The following is an 18190-nucleotide window of genomic DNA, read 5'->3' as shown; positions in this document are numbered from 1 at the left end:
TTCTTAAGGTTTCTTACTGTTTCACATTGTTTCATAAGTTTTCATCATCTATAAAACTATTCCCTATTTGCTCTAGATCAACCTGTGGGTTAAGCACTGTACATATTTCATGAAGTGCTGATAAATAGTCGCTATTGTCATTAAAATAAATAGCATTATTTGCAATTGCATATGCTTTTTTAACATTTTCTAGACCTAATAAATCAACTGATAATTTTAAATTACTCATTATTAAACCTCCTCTCAAAAGCAAATTTTATTTAATGTCTTGAATACATCTTATTAATTTTATACATAATAATTAATGGATCTTATACTTCATGTAGTTAGCACCATTTGTTGATTCATCCTTATGGAATAGCCTAATTTTTCCCTTATAGGCTATTCCATAAATTTCAAATTACGTTACAGTTTGCTTATTAATACGTTCAACAAGTTTAGTATGTATTTTATCCACATCAACTTTTCCTGGTATTACTTCACAATCTACATTTACTACATACTCTTGTGGCTGATCTTCTTTCTCTAATATGTACTCCAACCAATTGCCTATAGGATTACACATTACAACCTTATACCCTTCTTCCAATAAATTCTCTAGTTCCTTATATGCGATATTTTCGCCTCTTGCTATTCCCATCATACTACTTGTTCTTACTACTTTTTGATTACCCATTACTTCTTTCTCCTTTCAAAATCAATTTTTATTGAGTTATATCTATCATCCATACTTTAAATGTTCCTGGTGCCTCTTTATCTACAAATAAGTAAACTCCATCATTTCCATGCTCTAATCTTGTATCTTCTGTTCCATATGGATAATACCTTACACTTGCTTGATATATATCATCTTGATTTATCACTTCTGGCAGTCTATCTCCATGCTCTATTACACAAGCTTCTGCAAACTCTGCTTTATTAGGAAACTCTTTAATCTTTCCAACTAACTGGGTTCCAGCCCCAATAAACTCCATTATTCCTTTCATGCCTTTATCCTCCCAAAAACTAATTTTATTGTATAGAAACTTCTTCTAACTACCAGATCATGCTATAATGCAATGAAAGGTGGTGAAAATTTGAAATACATAAAACCAATTTATATATTTATACTATTAATGTTATTAGGTTCTTTTCTAACTATTAGTAGTTATGATTTAGGCTCCCATGCTGGAACAAAAAAAATAACTACTAAAAATTCAAACGGCAGTACTAGCCTAAGCTATCAAACTAATACAGATAAAATAAGTGCTTCCATAGATGCTTATAAAAGCTTAGGATGTGTTGTTTTATTGATAGGTGGAATAGGCGTGATATCTGTACTGCCTAAAAAGAATTAGAAATGGTGTTCATAGTAGCACCATTTTTATTTTATTGTCTTATTAACCAGACTTGTCTCTTTATTTCAAAAAACTATTTTATTTACTCTTGCCATACAACTTCTACAATGTCATCCTCTTCAACTTCAAACTCTGGATTATACTCTTTAAGTATTTTTTCAATCTTTTTCTTATCAACAAATAATATCCATTCTTCTTGTTCATCATTGAAATGCATATACATTTTGTTTTGTATCTCCCGCTTCAATTTGTCAAATTGCTTGGCCTTATCCCTCAACTCATCAAAATCATTAATACTAATGGTTACTTTTCCGTCCATCTTCATCCTCCTCAAAGAATTATTTTATTTATTAAAATACGGTGCATCTATCCACTCACGCCAATCATCTTCATAATTGTTATTTCCATTTTCATTCCATTCAGTATCTTCGATTGCATTAAAGATAAATGATGCTAGTTCTTCATTTGTCATCTTCCGTATTCTGTCTCCATTTGTCATTTCATTTCCCTCCAAGAATGATTTTATCGTGCCAAAGTACAATATTTTTGTATAACCCGTTCTGCTTGTTTCCATACTAGCCAATTTACATCTTTATACGTTTCAGCGTTGGCTATCTTCTCCCATACACTTCTATCAATTTCTGACATGCTTTCATATGATCTGTCTATATTATTCTGCCTAACGGCAGTTAGTTGATGTTTCTGCCACCTTTTCAACTGCTGATTACGTTCTTTTTCTTCGTGCTCTGTATATGTCATTGCCTCACTCCTCACTGAACAGAAAAATTATTTTATTACCTTCGGTTCAAACTTTATAAAGTCCTCTATACCAAGTTGCTGTTTTTCTTTTGATTTTCCAATCAGTACCCCGTGTTCAAAACCTCTTATATCTAACTCAAATACCTCTTCAAAACTATTAAATTCCTTACCAATCACGTCTTTAAGAGGTAAGTACTTCACAACATCATTAGGTGTTATACCCCCTTTTTCAAAAGAAAGTATCATATCTCTTTTTGTTCGTTCTGGATATTTAGAAACCAGTAATTTGAAGGGATACTCTCTTTCGTTAAACATTGCATAAAGTATTTTTATCCATGCCTTTATATTCACCACCTCCATAAAACTTAGATTTTAGACTTTCAGTAACTCTTTGTGTTCATGAATATTTCCGACCACCTTAACCTTAACGCTCCAATAATCTAAATCAGTTCTAAAATATGTGCTTTCTATCCATTTAATAGTGAATGCTGCATTTTCAAATACAACATAACATATTGATTCTTCTCCATATCTACTTGTAAACAATAGTATGTCACCTTCATAAATATCTGTGCCATTCATATCTTTAATCCCTGTATACTGCATTGTATTAAATGCTCTTTGTTCAGGTGTCCCTGGTAGCACTTCCCACATTGGTAAATGCATTATATCTCCATACTGCAACATCTTTTTATTGATAATATCCCATGCTCTAAACTTAATCTCTCTCATCGGATCACCTCTCCTGGCACTGACATTAATGCCGGCACCACCAAAAATTATTTTCTACTTATTAATCAATGCTCCTATGTTCTTTAACCTTACTTCAACTGACCCGTCTGGGTTATTAACTACCTCAAACTTATTAGGATCAGTGAGCATCTCCGTAGGTAATTTAATTTCTATCCCTGTATTCGTTTTGATTTTATGTGAGGTATATTTTTTACCTACTTTTTCAGCATTGGGAATTTCAATTACCTCTTCTGCAATGCCTTGTTCTTCAAATATAGATAAGCATTGCTCTTTAATGTGTTCATGTTCTCCAAAGGTTTCCTCCAATACATCACTAACACGAATACTACTTGTATGATCTATACTCTTAGCGATATTGGTTTTAGCAAAAGCTAGTCCCTCTAACTTATTATCAAAGTTTTCTTCAATTGCTCCTGTAATGACTTGTTCCACCAGCTTAATTTTTTGCTTAGTAGATAGCGTCGTTGTTGTTCCAAGTAAATTATGTAAGTAGCACTCTTTATGTCCATCTAAGAGAAGAATTTCACACGTTTCCAAATTAATAATTGCAGCTTCTTGAATCTTACTTGAAGTCTCTGGGAATATAGTCTTATGCTTGATAATTTGATTAATAGTACCTGTACCATTTTGATCTATAACATGTGTGTATGCTTCTTTATAGTTCAGCTTAAAAAATGCTATATATGGTACCTGGTCACGTTTAAACCTTGTAACGATTAAATCCCCATTAGGAATATTTTCTAACGTTTGCATATAAGCAAAAAATTGACTTGCTAATTCACAAGAAAAACTATAGAAGTCGGGTACATTTACTCTAATTGTTTCTGCCCAAGATGAAGTTTCTTCAAAAATAGCATGTGAAACACTATGACTATTAAATAAATCTACTATGTACGTTGTGATATATGCCTCTACCTCATCATTTAGTGCTAAACACTCTTTTGAAAGTATAGGCTGACCATACCCCATATCTAAGGTATGCATAATGACTTTATCAAAAAGAATACTCATTCTAGTTCCTCCTTCTGGTACCGACATTAATGCTGGTACCACCAAAAATTGATTTTAGTACTTTATTTGAACTTTTCTTTAAATCACCTTATAATTTATTTATCAGTTGTACGGAGCTGAAATATAAAAGAAAGGTGGTTCTTGTATGAAAATCACTCAAAACCAAGAGCAAATTGCTAAAGAACTTTGCCTCAAGCTCATAGAGAAAGACCTATTTATGCGTCCTTCTGTAGATAATTCATGCGATACATACAATAACGCTGTTGGTAAACAAGTAGGGATTATGTATCAAGCAATCTTATCTCAAGTTTGTAACCAAACATCATTAAATGATTAACGTATTTTCATATTATCTAATGTAATTACTAATGAACTAATTGCTTTCAATGTCTCTGGAATAGCTGCAACTACTTCTGGAGACATTTGTTCTTTATCTAGTTCTTTTTGAACCCATTCACAGCTTTTACAAATTGTTTGTTTAAGATTTTCTTTTACTTCTTTCATTCTTATTTCCTTCCAAAAGTTAATTTGTTTTACTCAATCTTCATCTGACCTGGCATAATTGCCGTTAGCTTTTTAATATCTGTAACAGGCTTATAAAATTTATTAGCCCCTTCTATACGATCTATTTCTATCAATCCATGACTTTTAAGATTTTTAATATATTTATCTGTGTTATTTTTCATGCATCCAAGTTCTTTAACAAGTTGTGATGATGTATACGACTTAACCAAGAGCATAAGGATGATTCTGTACTCTGTTGACTTTAATTTACACTGTGCTAAATAGCTGCAATACTGTTTATCCATGTTATACTTTGTTGGTTAGTATTTTTAGACTAATCAATTAGTCTACTTACACTAACCTTATCCTTTAACCTTTTTGTCCAGCACTCAGCGCAACTTATTTTCCCACACCACGGAATCTTTCCTTGCATATCTGCAGAACATCCTGTCACGCGCCATATTTTTTCTATAAGTTCCTTATCCGTGAGATCTTCATATACATAAGTATCATCGTATTTTTCTAAGATTCTAATCGCCTTATCTCTGTCCATATCCTTTACCCCACTATGTACCTAAAGCTAACGCCAAGGGTTTTCACGTATCCACCATTATACGCAATGGCATTTCTTATTGTTTTCTCGCTGATATAGTGTGCTTCTGCCGCCTCTTCAATCCTTGCATATTGCTTGATGATTTTATTTGTACCATCCTCAATCTCTGCTATACCATATCTTTTGATTGGTCTGTTACTCCCATCGCCGTAGGCAAACCTCAAATGCCTCTTGTCAAACTTGCCATCATTATCTGCAAGCATTTTGTGTAATCTTGCTCTATCTATTTTGTGTTCTTCAAGTGCCTCTTTTATTGAGCTATAAGTCTTAATAACTTCACCTGTTACATAATCTAACTGGTTAAACTTTCTTCTTTTTCCCATGTTACGCCTCCTATGCTAACTTAAGTTGCTCGCATTCTACTTTGCTAGATTCATACTTTATCCCTTTTACTCTTCTTGCTACTTGCTGCACATCTGAACAATACTGTCCTGCATAAACATGTAAGGCTACATCTTCAATAGAATCTTTTTTATTCCATAACTTAATTGTGCCCATAAGCTTATTGAGAACTTCTTCATTCCCATACTCTTTGATATGCCTTTTAACAATGCTTGTCCATTCTTCTTTGGTTAGCTTTGTGCCATCCATGAGATAATAAAACCACACTTTGTTTACTTCTTCTCTGCATCCTAATGTCATATTCATTTACTTTACCTCCCTAGTTCAATAAGCTCCCTAATATAGCTGTCTTTTTTACCCCTATAGCCTGTCTACGAGGCTCTGCTTTCACTTTAACCGGTGGGCATATTTCCATCATTCGGTCATAAGTTCGTTCAACACCATCTACTCCTACCATCTTGTTTCTTAGCTGCTCTGTAGATAAATTGGTTGTGATAATAAGTGGCTTCTTTGCCCTTACTCTGGCATCTATAACTGAGTAAATAATCTGTTTTTCTTTTCCACTCTTGCCATTATGTTCTGCCCCAAGGTCATCTATAATTACAAGACTTGCATGTTCAAACTGTCTTATAATTTCAACCTCTCCAAGTGCTCCAACTCTGCCATAGCTTTCATAGATTTGATTAATTAAATTAATGCTACTTGTTGCAATAACAGATACACCTTTTGATAACAGTTCATTGGCGATACAAAAACTTAAATAAGTTTTGCCTATACCTGTATCACCCCAAATAGTCATTCCAATATTTTCTGCTTTCATTTTTTCCCAGTTATCACAATATTCCTTGCCTAATTCAAACATTTTTTGATTAAGTGCTGTATGCTCCCAGTTCTCAAACTTGCTATTTTTAAAGCTTTCATCCATAAGAGAACACGCTCTTAACCTCTCCAATTTTCTCATCTGCTCTTGATAACGTTCTAATTCCTCTTTTTCTTGTAGCTCTAACGCTTTACACCTGCAATTCACCCCTACTTTTTTCTTTTTGCCAAATAACTTAACAATGTGCTCAGTAGGTGTTCCACATTTAGGACATATATTACAGACTAAGTCCAACGTTGGAGTACTTATCGTTTGATCCATCTGCACTAATATTTGATTTACTGCTTCCATCATTCTTCCCCCCTTTAGTCACCTTAGCTATCTTATAACTCTCTAAAGCTTCTACTGTCGCAATACCTTCATTTGTCCACGTAATAAGAATGGACTCTATGTAATTTAAATTTCGAGCATTATATCTTTTAGCTTCTTTCATAGCTTCTAAAATAATTGGGATGGGATAATTTTTACACCAGGAGATCATAACTTCTACATCGTATTGTTTTGGTAGATAAAAATTGCTCTCAAAAAACTCAAATACTTTTTGTACACCTTCTCTATTCTTTTTACCTCTATCATCATCTAACTTAGATGCCGATGATGCCTCTGTAGAAGTCTTTGTAGAAATCTCTGTAGAAATCTCTGGTATAGGTTCGGCCATTTTGTCGTCTTCGTTACGCCATTCTGTCGCCGTCGTTACGCCAATTTGTCGTTCTCGTTGCGCCATTTTGTCACCATCGTTTGCACTTTTCGTTTCTTCGATTACGCCATTTTGTCGTGATGGTTCAACTTCTTCTTTGTTTCCTTCAACAACTTGGGTTAACCTATCATAATCAATGCTGTACCAACTGGTTTTATCAAATTTAGCTATATTAAAATTACCTACTTTTAATATGCCTAAATCTTTAAGTTTTTTAAAAATTCTTTGAATAGTTCTCTCTCCATAAAAAGGAAAACACTTATTCCACTCTTTAATTGAATTGTAGGTCCAGTAAGATCCTTCATGAAAATTATTGTTTTTCTTACGGTTTATTTCTATCCAGTAATGGATCTGTTGAAGTACTAATGCTGCATCTACGCCTATCTTAGTAGCCAATACTGTATCAACTACTAATGGTGCTTCATCAAATAGCAATTTACTCATGCAAAAATCCTCCTTTCTTACCTTTTTCTAATTCCTTACGTTTAATAACTTGTCCTAGCCTACATGAAAAATGTCCTATTATAACACCTAATGCAAGCAATGTTGTGCCTACTAATTCTTTCATAATGTAAGCCTCCTAAAACTTATATATTAAATACAACACCAAAGATAAAGCATAAAGCTTGTACCTATCGCAGCTATTATTGACGCTTCAAGCAACCCTTTTATTTTGTACACCAATCCATTTATAATATTAGTACAAGCTATTCGCAGTAGCTTGACTAATATAAAATGAAAGGTGGTGTTGAAATGAAACAACCGCATGAATTAATTGAAACTGATTTATTCGACCATACATATGTAGATGAATCAAAACAAGAAAAATATGAAAAGGACTGTTGTGTCTCTCTAGTCTGCAAGTCTTATGGTGCGCTAAGTTACTGTTGTTTAGCTGGTGCTAATGTTGGTAATCGTTGCAGATATGCTGAAAAGATGCAGCTTCTTATTCTTAACGATTCAAACCCGAATGCAACTTATAAGCCTGTAAAACCTAATCATTAGACACTATACTAAACAAGCTACCTAGTATAATTTCTTTAGAGTTATCTAAAATTGAAATTGCCTCATTTGTTGTTATTCCTAATTCCTGAAGTGTTACAGCAAATTGATAGGCAATTTCTTTTTCCTTTTTACTGATTAATTCAAGTATCTCTTTTTGTTCTTTAAAACACTCCATACGCTCTTTAGGATCTTTTAAAGTATAAAAACCTATTTCTTTTTGAGAATATTCTTTTTTTAATTCTCCAATGGATACATTCTTCATAATACGTCTCCCTTTAATATTTATTAAATACAGCACCAAAGCCCTAGCATGAAGCTTGTACCCATTACAATTATTACTGAAACTTCTAATACCCACTTCATAGCTTGGTCAAACCATCTGCTAAGATTTCTTTTAAGTGCTCTTTTTTCTCTGACTGTCATTATTCAATTCTCTCCCTTTGACACCAATATAAAAACGTGCTATACTAGTGTCACCAATTTGTTGTTTTATACATAAGCTCTTTCAAGATTGCCGTCTTGGAGGGCTTTTTTCTTTTGCATTCCTTCTCTGATTATTATTGGGAACATTACTGCAAATAGTTCTTGTATCTGTTCCAATGAATGTTGGTAATCAACCTTTTCACTATCATCTATCTTCCCATCTCGGAAAATCCTCATTAGTTTAGGAATTTCTTCTACAACATCATTAAATTCATTCTGCATATCTAATGCTAGCAATCTTAAGTCATTAAAGTTTTGATATGTATTAGGAAAAGATGGAACCAAATCATCAGCTCCATGTTCTTCTCTCATATACAAGGTGTATACCTCTGGATCTTCATAGATACGTGTTAGCTTAATTACTGTTTCAATTCTTAAATCAACTTTTCCATTTTCCCATTCACTAATACGCGCCCTTTCAACTCCAAGCTCAAGTGCAACATCTAGCTGTGATAATTTTTTAGCCTTACGTGCTTCGTAAAGTCTTTTTCTAAATCCATTTACTTTCATTGTTTTCATCCTTTCTGTACATTAATCTGTACATATGTAATGTGATTGATTTGTACTTTGTATTCCCTAGCTAATTTAAAACTTATAGACTATAGTCAAATAAATAATTACCTAATTGTTATTATTCAGATTGTACTTTGTATTGTTCAGGTACAGGATTTACAAATACCCCAATAGGGATGCCTTTGTAATTGTTGTCATACCATTTGATAAAATCTTCAAAGTTCTCTATACCCAAAGCTTTAAATTGTTCATTACAATCATTTTTAGCATTGCTCCATATCTTTTCTTTTAATGCTAAAAATTCATCATGATTTTTAACACCTATTTTTTTGTAATATTGTTCTATTGTCATAATATCTCCTTGTTTACAAGGCAATCGAATATTTTGTTCGATTATTCCTTAAAAAAAATGTTTTCTATTGATTCATTTAATACATCAGCAATTTTTTTTGATAGTGAAAACCCAGGAGTTCTTTTCCCTCTCTCAATCATCGAAATATAATCTTTATGTACTCCTACCTTTTCAGCCAATTCTTCTTGCGTAAGCTTTGACTCTTTTCGATAAAATTTTAATTTACATTCTACCAAAATCCTTACCTCCTTTAATCGAATGTTTTGTTCTATAATTAGAATACAGAACATTTTGTTCTATGTCAATAGTTTTTTAGAATTTTTTGTTCGATATTATTTTGTTTATCGAACAATATGTTATACTTTTTCTGAGGTGATAGAATATGTTATTCGGCGATATATTAAAAAAGTTAAGATTAGAAAAAGGTATTACTCAAAAACAATTAGGAGAAGTTATAGGAATATCTGATAGAGTTATAGGGTATTATGAGTCCAATAATCGTTTCCCAAAAGATGAAAAAGTAATAAAAGATCTTGCTGCATACTTTAATGTAACAACTGATTTTTTGCTAGGAAGGGTCATCCAAAAAGATATTGTTCAAAAAGAACAGCAAGAACATGATGATTTCATGGAAAACGTACGTATTCAATTTATGGATGCTTCCGAAAAGGATAGGGATGCTATCTATAGAAAAATTAGTGAACTTTATTGGGACGCTAAAGAAAAGCAAAATCAATCTGATAAATAATTAATTTTTACAAATGATAACGGGGTAACATCATGAAATATATAAGAGAATTAGTAAGGGAGCTAGTTCACAAACATGGAACTAGTAATCCTATGGATTTAGCTAAATTTGAAAATATTCATGTGGAATTTGACTTTTATGAGGAAACAAAAGGATACTTTATTAAAATTGATGAAATAAAATACATTGTTATTAATCAATTACTTAATGAATTTCTCATGCTATTTGTTATAGCGCATGAGCTAGGCCATGCGCTTATGCATTCTAATAATACTTATATCATGAAATATGAAAAGGGTATTTATCACACTGATTCCCACGAAACTTTTATCACTAACAATATATATGAACGAGAAGCCAATTATTTTGCAGTACTTCTTCTTCGTTCTTATTTTCAAGCTTACGAAAACTCTTTACCTAGTGAATTACTTGAAATTTTAAATGCATATTCAAATATAAAAGAGGGTTTTGATTTATAACAATACATAAAGAGCACTTGGCTCTATTATTTTTAATGTTTATACGAACATACATTCGATAAAGGAGGATTTTTATGAAAGCCGCTCTCTATATACGAGTAAGTACACATCATCAAATAGATAAGGATTCTTTGCCCTTTCAAAGACAAGAATTAATAAACTATGCCCAATATGCTTTAGGTATTTCTGATTTTGAGGTCTTTGAAGATGCGGGGTACTCTGCTAAAAATACGGATAGGCCTGCTTTTCAATCTATGTTTAATAAGATTAGATTAGGAGAGTTCTCTCATCTTCTAGTATGGAAAATAGATCGTATTAGTAGGAATCTAAAAGACTTTAGTGATATGTATGATGAGCTTAAAAAATACTCTGTTACATTTATTAGTAAAAATGAACAGTTCGATACTTCTTCTGCTATGGGAGAGGCCATGCTCAAAATAATACTAGTCTTTGCTGAGCTAGAAAGAAAGTTGACTGCTGAAAGGGTATCTTCTATTATGCTCTCTAGGGCAGAAAAAGGGCTCTGGAATGGCGCAAACTGCCCTTTAGGATATATTATGCCACCAGATAGTAAATTCCCCGTAGTGGACGTAAATGAGGCGAAAATCGTAAAATATATTTTTAACACCTATGAAGATACAAAATCAGCCTTTCAAGTAATGAAACTTTTAAACCAAAATATGTTTAAAACCAAACGTGGTGGGGAATGGACGAGTAAGACAGTAGTAGATATTATTAGAAATCCTTTTTATAAGGGTACCTATAGATATAATTATCGTGAAACTGCTCGTGGAAAGATTAAACCTGAAGATGAATGGATCATTATAGATGATAATCACCCTGCTATTATTTCTGTTGAACAATGGAATAAATGTAATTTGATTATGGATACAAATGCAGAAAGGAATACAAGTGAATTTAGAGGGAATGTGCATACACATATATTTAGTAATATTTTAAAGTGTGCTGAATGTGGCAGGCCATTTATCGCCAGTAAAGATCGTGCTAGAAAAGATGGCTATGCTCCTTCTAAATATAGATGTCAAAGTAGGATGCGTGCACTAGGCTGTCAATCTAAAATGGGAAATGATGATAAAATAGGTAATTTTGTACTTACCTATCTTGCTAACTTTATGAGGGCAACAAATAATATTAATACTCATTCAAGCATAGAGTCTTTTGAAAAGGAATTGTTATCAGGTGATTCATTAAAGAAAGTAAAAAGCTTAGATAAGACCTATTTACAAGATACCTATATGTCTGTTTTATATAATCAAAATAAAGATGTGTTTTATGAGCAACTCGATAACCTTGAAGGAATGGAGTCAAAGCTCTATGACTATGAATTATTAATTGGTCAAAAAGAAAAGCTTGAACGTGCTCTAGAAAGACTAAAAAAACTATATCTATTTGATGAAGAAGGCATATCTGAAAAAGAGTTTCTAGTCCAACAGAAAGCCTTAAAAGATGAGCTTGATGCCACTAATAAAAAATTGAAACATTCTTCTAATCATACTTCTACTTCTGATATAACCGACCTACAAAAGCTTTCTAACTTTATGTTACTCACCCAACTAAATAACCAAGAAAAGATACAATTAAAAGAATTACTAGAAAGGATAGATAAGGGGACTTTAAGAAATTTTATAGTTTCGATCATAAAAGAGATTATTGTAAAAGATGGAAAAGTAATAAGTATACTATTTCATAATGGATTAATTAATAGATTTATATATTAGAAAATGCCATAGGATTACCCTATGGCTCTTGTTTTTCTACCTGTACTTGAGTAGTTGTAGTGATTGAATTGTTTTGAGAATTTTTATTGGATATAATAGTCTTTCCTATAATTTTAAAATTAAAAATAACGCCTAGCATTACTAATGTAATTACCCAAATTGCAATTAACACCCTTACTTGTTTCCAGGTTGATTTTATTTTAGTATTAATAAATTCATCTTCTTTAAAAATTTCTTTTTGATCTTTATCATCTAATAAATCTCCATAAGTATTTTTAAGCTTTTCATAAGCCTCTTTTTGTATACTCATAGTTATTATTATTTCATAAACACTTAATCCTAGATATATAATAGATCCCACAATAATTATATTGATTACAAATTTAACTTCAGATGAAAATATGTTTGCTATAATATCACTTGAAGCTAGATTAGTAAAAAAAACAGTAAGTAAGAAAGTAAAGATGGCTATTACATTATTTCTAAATTTATGTATAACTGTAACAACCACTTCCCCTATTCTATTGCAAAAATCAAATATATAATCTGATACCTTATTCTTAACTTCAATATACTGCTCAATATTATTTTTCAAATACATTGCATAATTTGATTTAATTGATGACAATGTGGTATCATCCAATGCAAGTAAATCTACAAATTTACAATGTAAACTTATAACATTTCTAGCTAAAATTGCTTTGTCAATGACATTCCCATCTGTATAAATCCATTTATAAATAGAATATAACTCTTTACAGTGTGTAATCATATTATCATTACTTAAGTCATAAGATATGGAAAAATTTCTTTGTCCACATATTTGAATGTTGAATATATTATTAATGATATTGGCCGAATTACTTATATATGCTAAGGCAAAAATAGTTTCTATCTTACTAAAATATCCATTAAACGGGTTACCTTCATAGGTACAATTTAAATGAAAGTCCTCTGGTAGCAATGGATATTCTTCTATTCCATAAAAATATGCACCTGCTTTGCAGCTATTCAATTTGTCCTGTCTATCAAAATCAAATATAGTTTTTGATGGAGAGTACGACCTAAAGACCATTGTTTCACTTGAAAAGGATTGCTGATTATCAAACATTTCAAATACAACATATGGTGTTTGTTTTAGGATATAAGAAAATCTATCTATAATGTTTACTAAATTTCCATTTAACAATTCTTTACTAAAGCTATTAAAATTATAAACAGAAAGTATATTGTTTGATATTGTCTTTTCAATAGAAACTTTAATATCTACTTCATCTTCATCTTCTAACTCTTGAACAAACCTTAAGAATTTGTCTTCATTTTCCTCTGAGCTATTTACTCTACAGAAATTATCAAGTATATCACTTAAAGTAATTGTTACCGTATCTCTATTAGGGAATTTATTTATAACTTCTTTAACACACCTATATGTAGGAACATCATCTCTAGATATTTTAAAGGAGGCCTCTAATATAGATATTCTTTCAGAAACACATACTTCATCTATACTAAATAAACTCAATAATTCATCTAATAAATTCATCCCTTGGCCTCCTTTAAGTACTTAATTTCTATTTCTAATAAATGAACGATATGTTTGTTCATCTTCAACTCTTATCTTAAGATAGTGGTGTCCATCATGACCATTTTCTGATGATATCATTTCATCTATATTTTCAGCATTAAAATCTATCTTAAGAGTAATACCTTGGCTAACCTTATATACACTTCTCATTCTAGATTTTATGCGTTTTGGTATAGAGTTAAACTGTTTTTCAAATCCTTTAGACGCAGGTAAATTCAATAAATTACTCTTGAGTTTAGCTAACTTATCTGCCTCCACTTGATAGGGAACATACTCATCCAACATAGAATTAATCATTTCATCGTAGTCTATGAGAACATCTCTTCTCATATACGTAATTAAGTGATTTTTTAATATCGTATAATCTGTTGGTGCATTTGTCTTTAAAGATCTAGCTAAAGCTGTATGCACACTTTTAAATGCTAAATCTGTATTTACTTCATCATTTATTTTTTCGTCTATTTCCAGAAATGTATTACACCAATAAGATACTGACCTGTCTAGATAAACATAAATATCATCCAATATCAGCATATCTTCTTCTATTTCAAACGAAATAACCGTACTCCTCCAAATACGAAACTCTTCACTTGAGAATCCTTGTCTACGTTTTAAATCTGTAATGTCAATAAAACCATTATTATCAACTTTAGATATTATACACATATAGCTTTGTTTGTCTTCTATATCCATCTCTACTAATGAAATAATTAGACTCCCAACTAAAACTGTATTCCCTGTGCCTTTGATTTGTTCTTGAGCTTCTAACTCACATCTTAACAATCTATTAACTATTGAAATAATAAATTCATGCGTTCTTGAAAAGTTTTCATGGGTATTATTAATTACATCTAGCAGCATTGTATTTATACAATTAATGACCTCTGTGGTGTTTGAACGCGTTTTATATTGACGAGTTCGTGTATTGCTTGTAACAGATTCTATTAGTTTACTAATATATTGCTGAAAATCATCTGGTATTTCTTTGCTTTCAATCTTTTGATTTTTTACGTCTACATTGTAAAATTCGCTATATATTATATTCATTTCTATAATCCCCCTTTATATTCTAAAGGATGCATGATATAATACATACCACATAGAATATATTTATATTAAAGAATCCTGGGTACCGCCAATCACTAGGGTTCTTTTTTTATTTTAATATACTTATAAACACATATCAATTATTAATTTTTAGACTAAGAAATCGTATTTACTGACACCTTTTGACAACCAAATGTTGTAATACAGAATTTAAGATTTTTGTCTCGTATATGATGTGATAATTGGGAAATAATATCCATTTGTCTTTTAGCTTCAGTCGTTGAAATTTCTATTTCTTGTCTTTTTCCCATGATTAACCTCCAATTTCATTAGTTATTCGACGTTTATTATACCACTATTTAGTATAACCTTTCTACTCCTAATAAAAAAGGTTACTTCACATATTTTCCATCTATAAAATAATTAAATCTACAAAACCTATAAAGTAAGCAGTTATGATTGAGAAAGGAGTATGCCTATGAAATTTTTCTCTATGAATTCAAAAATTTGGGCATTACTAACATTGTTGTGGGTAGGAGCAAGCAGTGTTTCACAACTTTATGCAGAGCCAATTAATTACTCCGAAGATTTACCTATTGAGATCGAACTTCCATCTTTAAAAGAAGAAACACCCGAAGAGGAAGAAGCTACTCCCCAAGCGCCTCCTACTCTTTCCGAAGAGGAGCTTACCGCTAAGTTTAAAGATCTTTTAGAAGGTATTATTACAAAACGTAATGCTTATATGTTAGATGCTAATGTAGAAGGTTTAAAAAGTCTCTATAATACAAGCATTAAAACAGGGCTTTATGCTTTTGAAAATGAAGAGATTAAAAGCGAATATTTGCATAAATGGGCAGATAAGCAAGGCGTTACTTTCCAAGATATTCACTCTACACTCCATATGCGTAAAGTACGTGATCGTGGAGATGGCTTATATGGGATGACTTGTAATATAAGTACAGAATTTAGTTACAGTTATAATGATGATCCTGATAATATTACACATTTTAGACTTGGAACATCACACTATATCCATCTCAAAGAACATGGTGAAAATTATCTTATTGTGAAAGAATGGTATACAGATCCTTTTGCAGATTCACTAGATATTACAGAGGAAAAATCTGCAGAAATGAAAAGTTATATTGCAGATCATAAAGCGCCTGAATACACACCTGATGAACGTACCCAAAATGCCATTGATTATGCCCATAAATATTGTGGAATTGGAGATGGCGAGTATTTATTTAAATATAATAAAAACTATTTAAATTGTAATCCTCGTGGAGGAGACTGCGCAAACTTTGCCTCTCAGATACTTCATGAGGGGGGTAAGTTCAAAAAAAATAATACTTGGAACTATACTAATGATGGTACAAAAGCATGGGTCAATGCTCAAGCTCTTAAAAACTATCTTGTGAATAGTGGTCGTGGTTCTTGCATTGCTAAAGGTAGCTATAAAGAAGTCTATAAAGCTGCTTATCAGTTAAGACCAGGTGATATTGTAGCTTATGAAAAGAAAGGACGTATTACCCATGTTTCTACTGTAACAGGACTAGATTCTAAAGGTTATCCACTTGTCACTTGTCATAATACAGATAGACTTCTTGTCCCTTATGATTTAGGTTGGAGTAACAAATCAATTACTTTCCATCTTATTGATGTGCACTATTAAAATTTACTGCTAAAAAAAGTAGCCTTGTACTCTATCAGTATAAGGCTACTTTTTATCAATTTATATAACTTTAAAATTATAGAGCTTCTTTATAAGTGTCTAAAGCTTCAACAACAGCTTCCATTAATTTCTTTTGGTAAGATGGGTCACTAAGCATACGGTCTTCGTTGTAATTGCTCATAAAGCCCATTTCAAAGATAACAACAGGTACCTTAGACCAGTTAAAACCGGTCATATCTGCCCTTTCAAAAATTCCATTCACTTTAACCCCTTTAGATCCCAACTTTTCTTTTAAAACTGAAGCAAATTTAAAACTTGGTTCATAGATATTTGAAGTATAACGGCTCTCTTTTGAAGGTACAAGAAGTGTTGCACCTGTTTTCCCACCATTCCCTATACTATCACAGTGAATACGAATGGTCATTTGTACCCCTTTATTATTGGCAAAAGTTGCACGTTCCGCATTACTTATGTTCACATCATGAGATTCACGTGTCATATATACGGTGTACCCTTTTTCTTCTAACAATTGTTTAAGAATCATTGAAGCTTCAAGGTTGACAACATATTCAGCCTTCTTAGTACCTACACCAGCTGTACCTGAAGAAACACGTGCTTTACAGTTGCCACTTCCAGGTGCTATAGGTTCACTTTTGCCATCCCCTTTAGCTTGGTGCCCTGGATCAATACATACAATAAAGGGTTTTGTAGGCTCAGCACCATAGACAGTAAGACTACTAAAAATAAGAATCATTGGTATAAAAAGCTTAAGCATAAGTTTGTGCATAAAATAAATCCTCCTTTGTACATTTTATAATGTTATCGCACTAACACTTTTAAAATGTGTAAAAAGGAGGATTATTATGCCTACTCTTTGTTTTTTGAACTGAACTGACCACTATAACGACCTACAAGTTCTAAATAAAGAGGGCGTGGTATCCATTTTAGAAGATTGTAACAAAGTTTGTTGAAACCGCCTGGAATGACAAACACCTGATGATGAATAAGGCCACGTAAAGAAGCTTTAACAACTTCTTCTGGTGTTCCCCAAGTAATAATACCATAGTTTTTACATGCTTCTTCTGAGATATCTAAACGACTGTGAAAATCTGTATGTACAAACCCTGGGCAAAGTGCTTGTACTTGGATATTATAAGGCTTAAGTTCCATTGCTAAGGATTCAGAGAACTTAATAAGAAATTGTTTGGTACTGCAATACATAGCCGATGAAGGTAATGGTGTAAACGCAGCAAGGGAACAAACGTTAATAATACACCCATTTTTATGTGCTGTTTTAAGTTGATTTGCAACAAGATGTGCAAGGGTTACACTTGCTGTAATATGAACTTGAAGCATTTCAAGTTGAGTCTCTAATTCATCTTCTATGAAAGATTTTTTTAATCCATAACCAGCGTTGTTAACAAGAATCTCAATATCTTTTTGAGCCTTAATAAAATCACTAAAGCGTTCAAATGCCTTTGTATCTTTAAAGTCTACGACACAAATTGTAACTGGAATATGATAGGTATGACTTAAGGTATGTGCTATTTCTTCTAACTTTTCTTGCCTACGTCCTGTTAGAATAAGTTGATAACCTCTTTCGGCAAATGCTTGAGCATAAGCTAGTCCTATTCCACTAGTTGCACCTGTAATAAGTGCTGTTCTCAT

Annotated in this window: 34 protein-coding genes; 7 read left to right on the top strand and 27 right to left on the bottom strand. The window is 32.0% G+C overall.

The window, feature by feature from the left end; translation table 11 throughout:
* Positions 1 to 31 precede the first annotated feature (31 nt).
* The 3 genes from PBV87_RS09190 to PBV87_RS09180 form a co-directional block, all read right to left on the bottom strand.
* A complete protein-coding gene (locus PBV87_RS09190; RefSeq protein WP_271012011.1) occupies positions 32 to 229 on the bottom strand; it encodes a hypothetical protein in 198 nt (65 codons plus the stop codon).
* Positions 230 to 400: 171 nt separating this feature from the next.
* Positions 401 to 676 carry a hypothetical protein gene (locus PBV87_RS09185; RefSeq protein WP_271012010.1) on the bottom strand — a complete coding sequence of 92 codons (276 nt, stop codon included), beginning with the start codon at positions 674 to 676 and terminating at the stop codon, positions 401 to 403.
* A 28-nt stretch (positions 677 to 704) separates the two neighbouring features.
* On the bottom strand, positions 705 to 986 hold the full coding sequence (locus PBV87_RS09180) for a hypothetical protein (protein WP_271012009.1): 282 nt from the start codon (positions 984 to 986) through the stop codon (positions 705 to 707).
* Positions 987 to 1058: 72 nt separating this feature from the next.
* On the opposite strand from PBV87_RS09180, the gene PBV87_RS09175 reads away from it, so the two are divergent.
* Entirely contained in the window at positions 1059 to 1337 is a 279-nt protein-coding gene (locus tag PBV87_RS09175) for a hypothetical protein (protein ID WP_271012008.1), read from the top strand.
* 82 nt (positions 1338 to 1419) lie between these two features.
* Here the strand turns inward: PBV87_RS09175 and PBV87_RS09170 are convergent, their stop codons facing one another.
* From PBV87_RS09170 to PBV87_RS09145, 6 genes are read right to left on the bottom strand one after another with little or no spacing between them, the layout of a single operon-like run.
* A complete protein-coding gene (locus PBV87_RS09170) occupies positions 1420 to 1656 on the bottom strand; it encodes a hypothetical protein (protein WP_271012007.1) in 237 nt (78 codons plus the stop codon).
* A gap of 24 nt (positions 1657 to 1680) precedes the next feature.
* The gene (locus PBV87_RS09165) at positions 1681 to 1836 is read right to left on the bottom strand and encodes a hypothetical protein (protein WP_271012006.1); all 156 of its coding nucleotides are present in this window, start codon (positions 1834 to 1836) and stop codon (positions 1681 to 1683) included.
* Positions 1837 to 1859: 23 nt separating this feature from the next.
* A complete protein-coding gene (locus PBV87_RS09160) occupies positions 1860 to 2096 on the bottom strand; it encodes a hypothetical protein (RefSeq protein WP_271012005.1) in 237 nt (78 codons plus the stop codon).
* A gap of 27 nt (positions 2097 to 2123) precedes the next feature.
* Entirely contained in the window at positions 2124 to 2411 is a 288-nt protein-coding gene (locus PBV87_RS09155; RefSeq protein WP_271012004.1) for a hypothetical protein, read from the bottom strand.
* Between the two features lie 57 nt (positions 2412 to 2468).
* Positions 2469 to 2828, bottom strand: a complete 360-nt coding sequence (locus PBV87_RS09150) for a YopX family protein (RefSeq protein ID WP_271012003.1) — start codon at positions 2826 to 2828, stop codon at positions 2469 to 2471.
* Between the two features lie 54 nt (positions 2829 to 2882).
* A complete protein-coding gene (locus PBV87_RS09145; RefSeq protein WP_271012002.1) occupies positions 2883 to 3860 on the bottom strand; it encodes a nucleoid-associated protein in 978 nt (325 codons plus the stop codon).
* 145 nt (positions 3861 to 4005) lie between these two features.
* Between PBV87_RS09145 and PBV87_RS09140 the strand changes: the two genes are divergently transcribed.
* On the top strand, positions 4006 to 4197 hold the full coding sequence (locus tag PBV87_RS09140; protein WP_271012001.1) for a hypothetical protein: 192 nt from the start codon (positions 4006 to 4008) through the stop codon (positions 4195 to 4197).
* On the opposite strand, the gene PBV87_RS09135 is transcribed toward PBV87_RS09140, so the two are convergent.
* From PBV87_RS09135 to PBV87_RS09100, 8 genes are read right to left on the bottom strand one after another with little or no spacing between them, the layout of a single operon-like run.
* Positions 4194 to 4364, bottom strand: coding sequence for a hypothetical protein (locus tag PBV87_RS09135; RefSeq protein ID WP_271012000.1), 171 nt, complete (start codon positions 4362 to 4364; stop codon positions 4194 to 4196). The genes PBV87_RS09140 and PBV87_RS09135 overlap by 4 nt on opposite strands.
* A gap of 29 nt (positions 4365 to 4393) precedes the next feature.
* A complete protein-coding gene (locus PBV87_RS09130) occupies positions 4394 to 4669 on the bottom strand; it encodes a helix-turn-helix domain-containing protein (protein WP_271011999.1) in 276 nt (91 codons plus the stop codon).
* A 29-nt stretch (positions 4670 to 4698) separates the two neighbouring features.
* Positions 4699 to 4917: a hypothetical protein gene (locus PBV87_RS09125; protein ID WP_271011998.1), complete on the bottom strand. Its 219-nt coding sequence runs from the start codon at positions 4915 to 4917 to the stop codon at positions 4699 to 4701.
* Positions 4918 to 4922: 5 nt separating this feature from the next.
* Positions 4923 to 5300, bottom strand: coding sequence for an NUMOD1 domain-containing DNA-binding protein (locus tag PBV87_RS09120; RefSeq protein ID WP_271011997.1), 378 nt, complete (start codon positions 5298 to 5300; stop codon positions 4923 to 4925).
* A 10-nt stretch (positions 5301 to 5310) separates the two neighbouring features.
* Positions 5311 to 5625, bottom strand: a complete 315-nt coding sequence (locus tag PBV87_RS09115) for a hypothetical protein (protein ID WP_271011996.1) — start codon at positions 5623 to 5625, stop codon at positions 5311 to 5313.
* A 13-nt stretch (positions 5626 to 5638) separates the two neighbouring features.
* Entirely contained in the window at positions 5639 to 6490 is an 852-nt protein-coding gene (locus PBV87_RS09110; RefSeq protein WP_271011995.1) for an ATP-binding protein, read from the bottom strand.
* A complete protein-coding gene (locus PBV87_RS09105) occupies positions 6417 to 7340 on the bottom strand; it encodes a DnaD domain-containing protein (RefSeq protein ID WP_271011994.1) in 924 nt (307 codons plus the stop codon). Before PBV87_RS09105 ends, PBV87_RS09110 begins: the two co-directional genes overlap by 74 nt.
* Entirely contained in the window at positions 7333 to 7464 is a 132-nt protein-coding gene (locus PBV87_RS09100) for a hypothetical protein (RefSeq protein WP_271011993.1), read from the bottom strand. The genes PBV87_RS09105 and PBV87_RS09100 overlap by 8 nt, the downstream gene beginning before the upstream one ends.
* Positions 7465 to 7649: 185 nt before the next feature.
* Here PBV87_RS09100 and PBV87_RS09095 point away from each other — a divergent pair, with 185 nt between their 5' ends.
* On the top strand, positions 7650 to 7901 hold the full coding sequence (locus tag PBV87_RS09095; RefSeq protein WP_271011992.1) for a hypothetical protein: 252 nt from the start codon (positions 7650 to 7652) through the stop codon (positions 7899 to 7901).
* Here PBV87_RS09095 and PBV87_RS09090 read toward each other — a convergent pair.
* The 5 genes from PBV87_RS09090 to PBV87_RS09070 all read right to left on the bottom strand — a co-directional run bounded on the left by PBV87_RS09090 (position 7891) and on the right by PBV87_RS09070 (position 9485).
* A complete protein-coding gene (locus PBV87_RS09090) occupies positions 7891 to 8163 on the bottom strand; it encodes a hypothetical protein (RefSeq protein WP_271011991.1) in 273 nt (90 codons plus the stop codon). The genes PBV87_RS09095 and PBV87_RS09090 overlap by 11 nt on opposite strands.
* Before the next feature lie 23 nt (positions 8164 to 8186).
* The gene (locus PBV87_RS09085) at positions 8187 to 8324 is read right to left on the bottom strand and encodes a hypothetical protein (protein ID WP_271011990.1); all 138 of its coding nucleotides are present in this window, start codon (positions 8322 to 8324) and stop codon (positions 8187 to 8189) included.
* Between the two features lie 66 nt (positions 8325 to 8390).
* Positions 8391 to 8894, bottom strand: coding sequence for a helix-turn-helix domain-containing protein (locus tag PBV87_RS09080; RefSeq protein WP_271011989.1), 504 nt, complete (start codon positions 8892 to 8894; stop codon positions 8391 to 8393).
* Positions 8895 to 9015: 121 nt separating this feature from the next.
* A complete protein-coding gene (locus tag PBV87_RS09075) occupies positions 9016 to 9249 on the bottom strand; it encodes a hypothetical protein (RefSeq protein ID WP_271011988.1) in 234 nt (77 codons plus the stop codon).
* A gap of 41 nt (positions 9250 to 9290) precedes the next feature.
* Positions 9291 to 9485 (bottom strand): helix-turn-helix transcriptional regulator, encoded by a 195-nt coding sequence (locus tag PBV87_RS09070; protein ID WP_271011987.1) that lies wholly within the window; start codon positions 9483 to 9485, stop codon positions 9291 to 9293.
* A 146-nt stretch (positions 9486 to 9631) separates the two neighbouring features.
* Here PBV87_RS09070 and PBV87_RS09065 point away from each other — a divergent pair, with 146 nt between their 5' ends.
* The 3 genes from PBV87_RS09065 to PBV87_RS09055 all read left to right on the top strand — a co-directional run bounded on the left by PBV87_RS09065 (position 9632) and on the right by PBV87_RS09055 (position 12215).
* Positions 9632 to 9997 carry a helix-turn-helix domain-containing protein gene (locus tag PBV87_RS09065; RefSeq protein ID WP_271011986.1) on the top strand — a complete coding sequence of 122 codons (366 nt, stop codon included), beginning with the start codon at positions 9632 to 9634 and terminating at the stop codon, positions 9995 to 9997.
* A gap of 32 nt (positions 9998 to 10029) precedes the next feature.
* Complete coding sequence (locus tag PBV87_RS09060) at positions 10030 to 10476, top strand: ImmA/IrrE family metallo-endopeptidase (protein WP_271011985.1); 447 nt, start codon at positions 10030 to 10032, stop codon at positions 10474 to 10476.
* Between the two features lie 74 nt (positions 10477 to 10550).
* Positions 10551 to 12215, top strand: coding sequence for a recombinase family protein (locus tag PBV87_RS09055; RefSeq protein ID WP_271011984.1), 1665 nt, complete (start codon positions 10551 to 10553; stop codon positions 12213 to 12215).
* A 19-nt stretch (positions 12216 to 12234) separates the two neighbouring features.
* Here the strand turns inward: PBV87_RS09055 and PBV87_RS09050 are convergent, their stop codons facing one another.
* From PBV87_RS09050 to PBV87_RS09040, 3 genes are all read right to left on the bottom strand, one after another.
* Complete coding sequence (locus tag PBV87_RS09050; protein WP_271011983.1) at positions 12235 to 13758, bottom strand: hypothetical protein; 1524 nt, start codon at positions 13756 to 13758, stop codon at positions 12235 to 12237.
* A 21-nt stretch (positions 13759 to 13779) separates the two neighbouring features.
* Positions 13780 to 14847: a hypothetical protein gene (locus tag PBV87_RS09045; protein ID WP_271011982.1), complete on the bottom strand. Its 1068-nt coding sequence runs from the start codon at positions 14845 to 14847 to the stop codon at positions 13780 to 13782.
* Positions 14848 to 15002: 155 nt separating this feature from the next.
* Positions 15003 to 15158, bottom strand: a complete 156-nt coding sequence (locus PBV87_RS09040) for a hypothetical protein (protein WP_271011981.1) — start codon at positions 15156 to 15158, stop codon at positions 15003 to 15005.
* 182 nt (positions 15159 to 15340) lie between these two features.
* Between PBV87_RS09040 and PBV87_RS09035 the strand changes: the two genes are divergently transcribed.
* A complete protein-coding gene (locus PBV87_RS09035; protein ID WP_271011980.1) occupies positions 15341 to 16522 on the top strand; it encodes an amidase domain-containing protein in 1182 nt (393 codons plus the stop codon).
* Positions 16523 to 16598: 76 nt separating this feature from the next.
* Here the strand turns inward: PBV87_RS09035 and PBV87_RS09030 are convergent, their stop codons facing one another.
* Together PBV87_RS09030 and PBV87_RS09025 are read right to left on the bottom strand one after the other, a co-directional pair.
* Positions 16599 to 17309 (bottom strand): N-acetylmuramoyl-L-alanine amidase, encoded by a 711-nt coding sequence (locus tag PBV87_RS09030; RefSeq protein ID WP_271011979.1) that lies wholly within the window; start codon positions 17307 to 17309, stop codon positions 16599 to 16601.
* Between the two features lie 80 nt (positions 17310 to 17389).
* Entirely contained in the window at positions 17390 to 18190 is an 801-nt protein-coding gene (locus tag PBV87_RS09025; RefSeq protein WP_053983475.1) for an SDR family NAD(P)-dependent oxidoreductase, read from the bottom strand.

The organism is Holtiella tumoricola (genome assembly GCF_027857615.1).
GTDB lineage: Bacteria > Bacillota > Clostridia > Lachnospirales > Cellulosilyticaceae > Holtiella > Holtiella tumoricola.
Note: the sequence above shows the minus strand (reverse complement) of the source record. Positions and strands in the feature narration are given on the sequence as shown.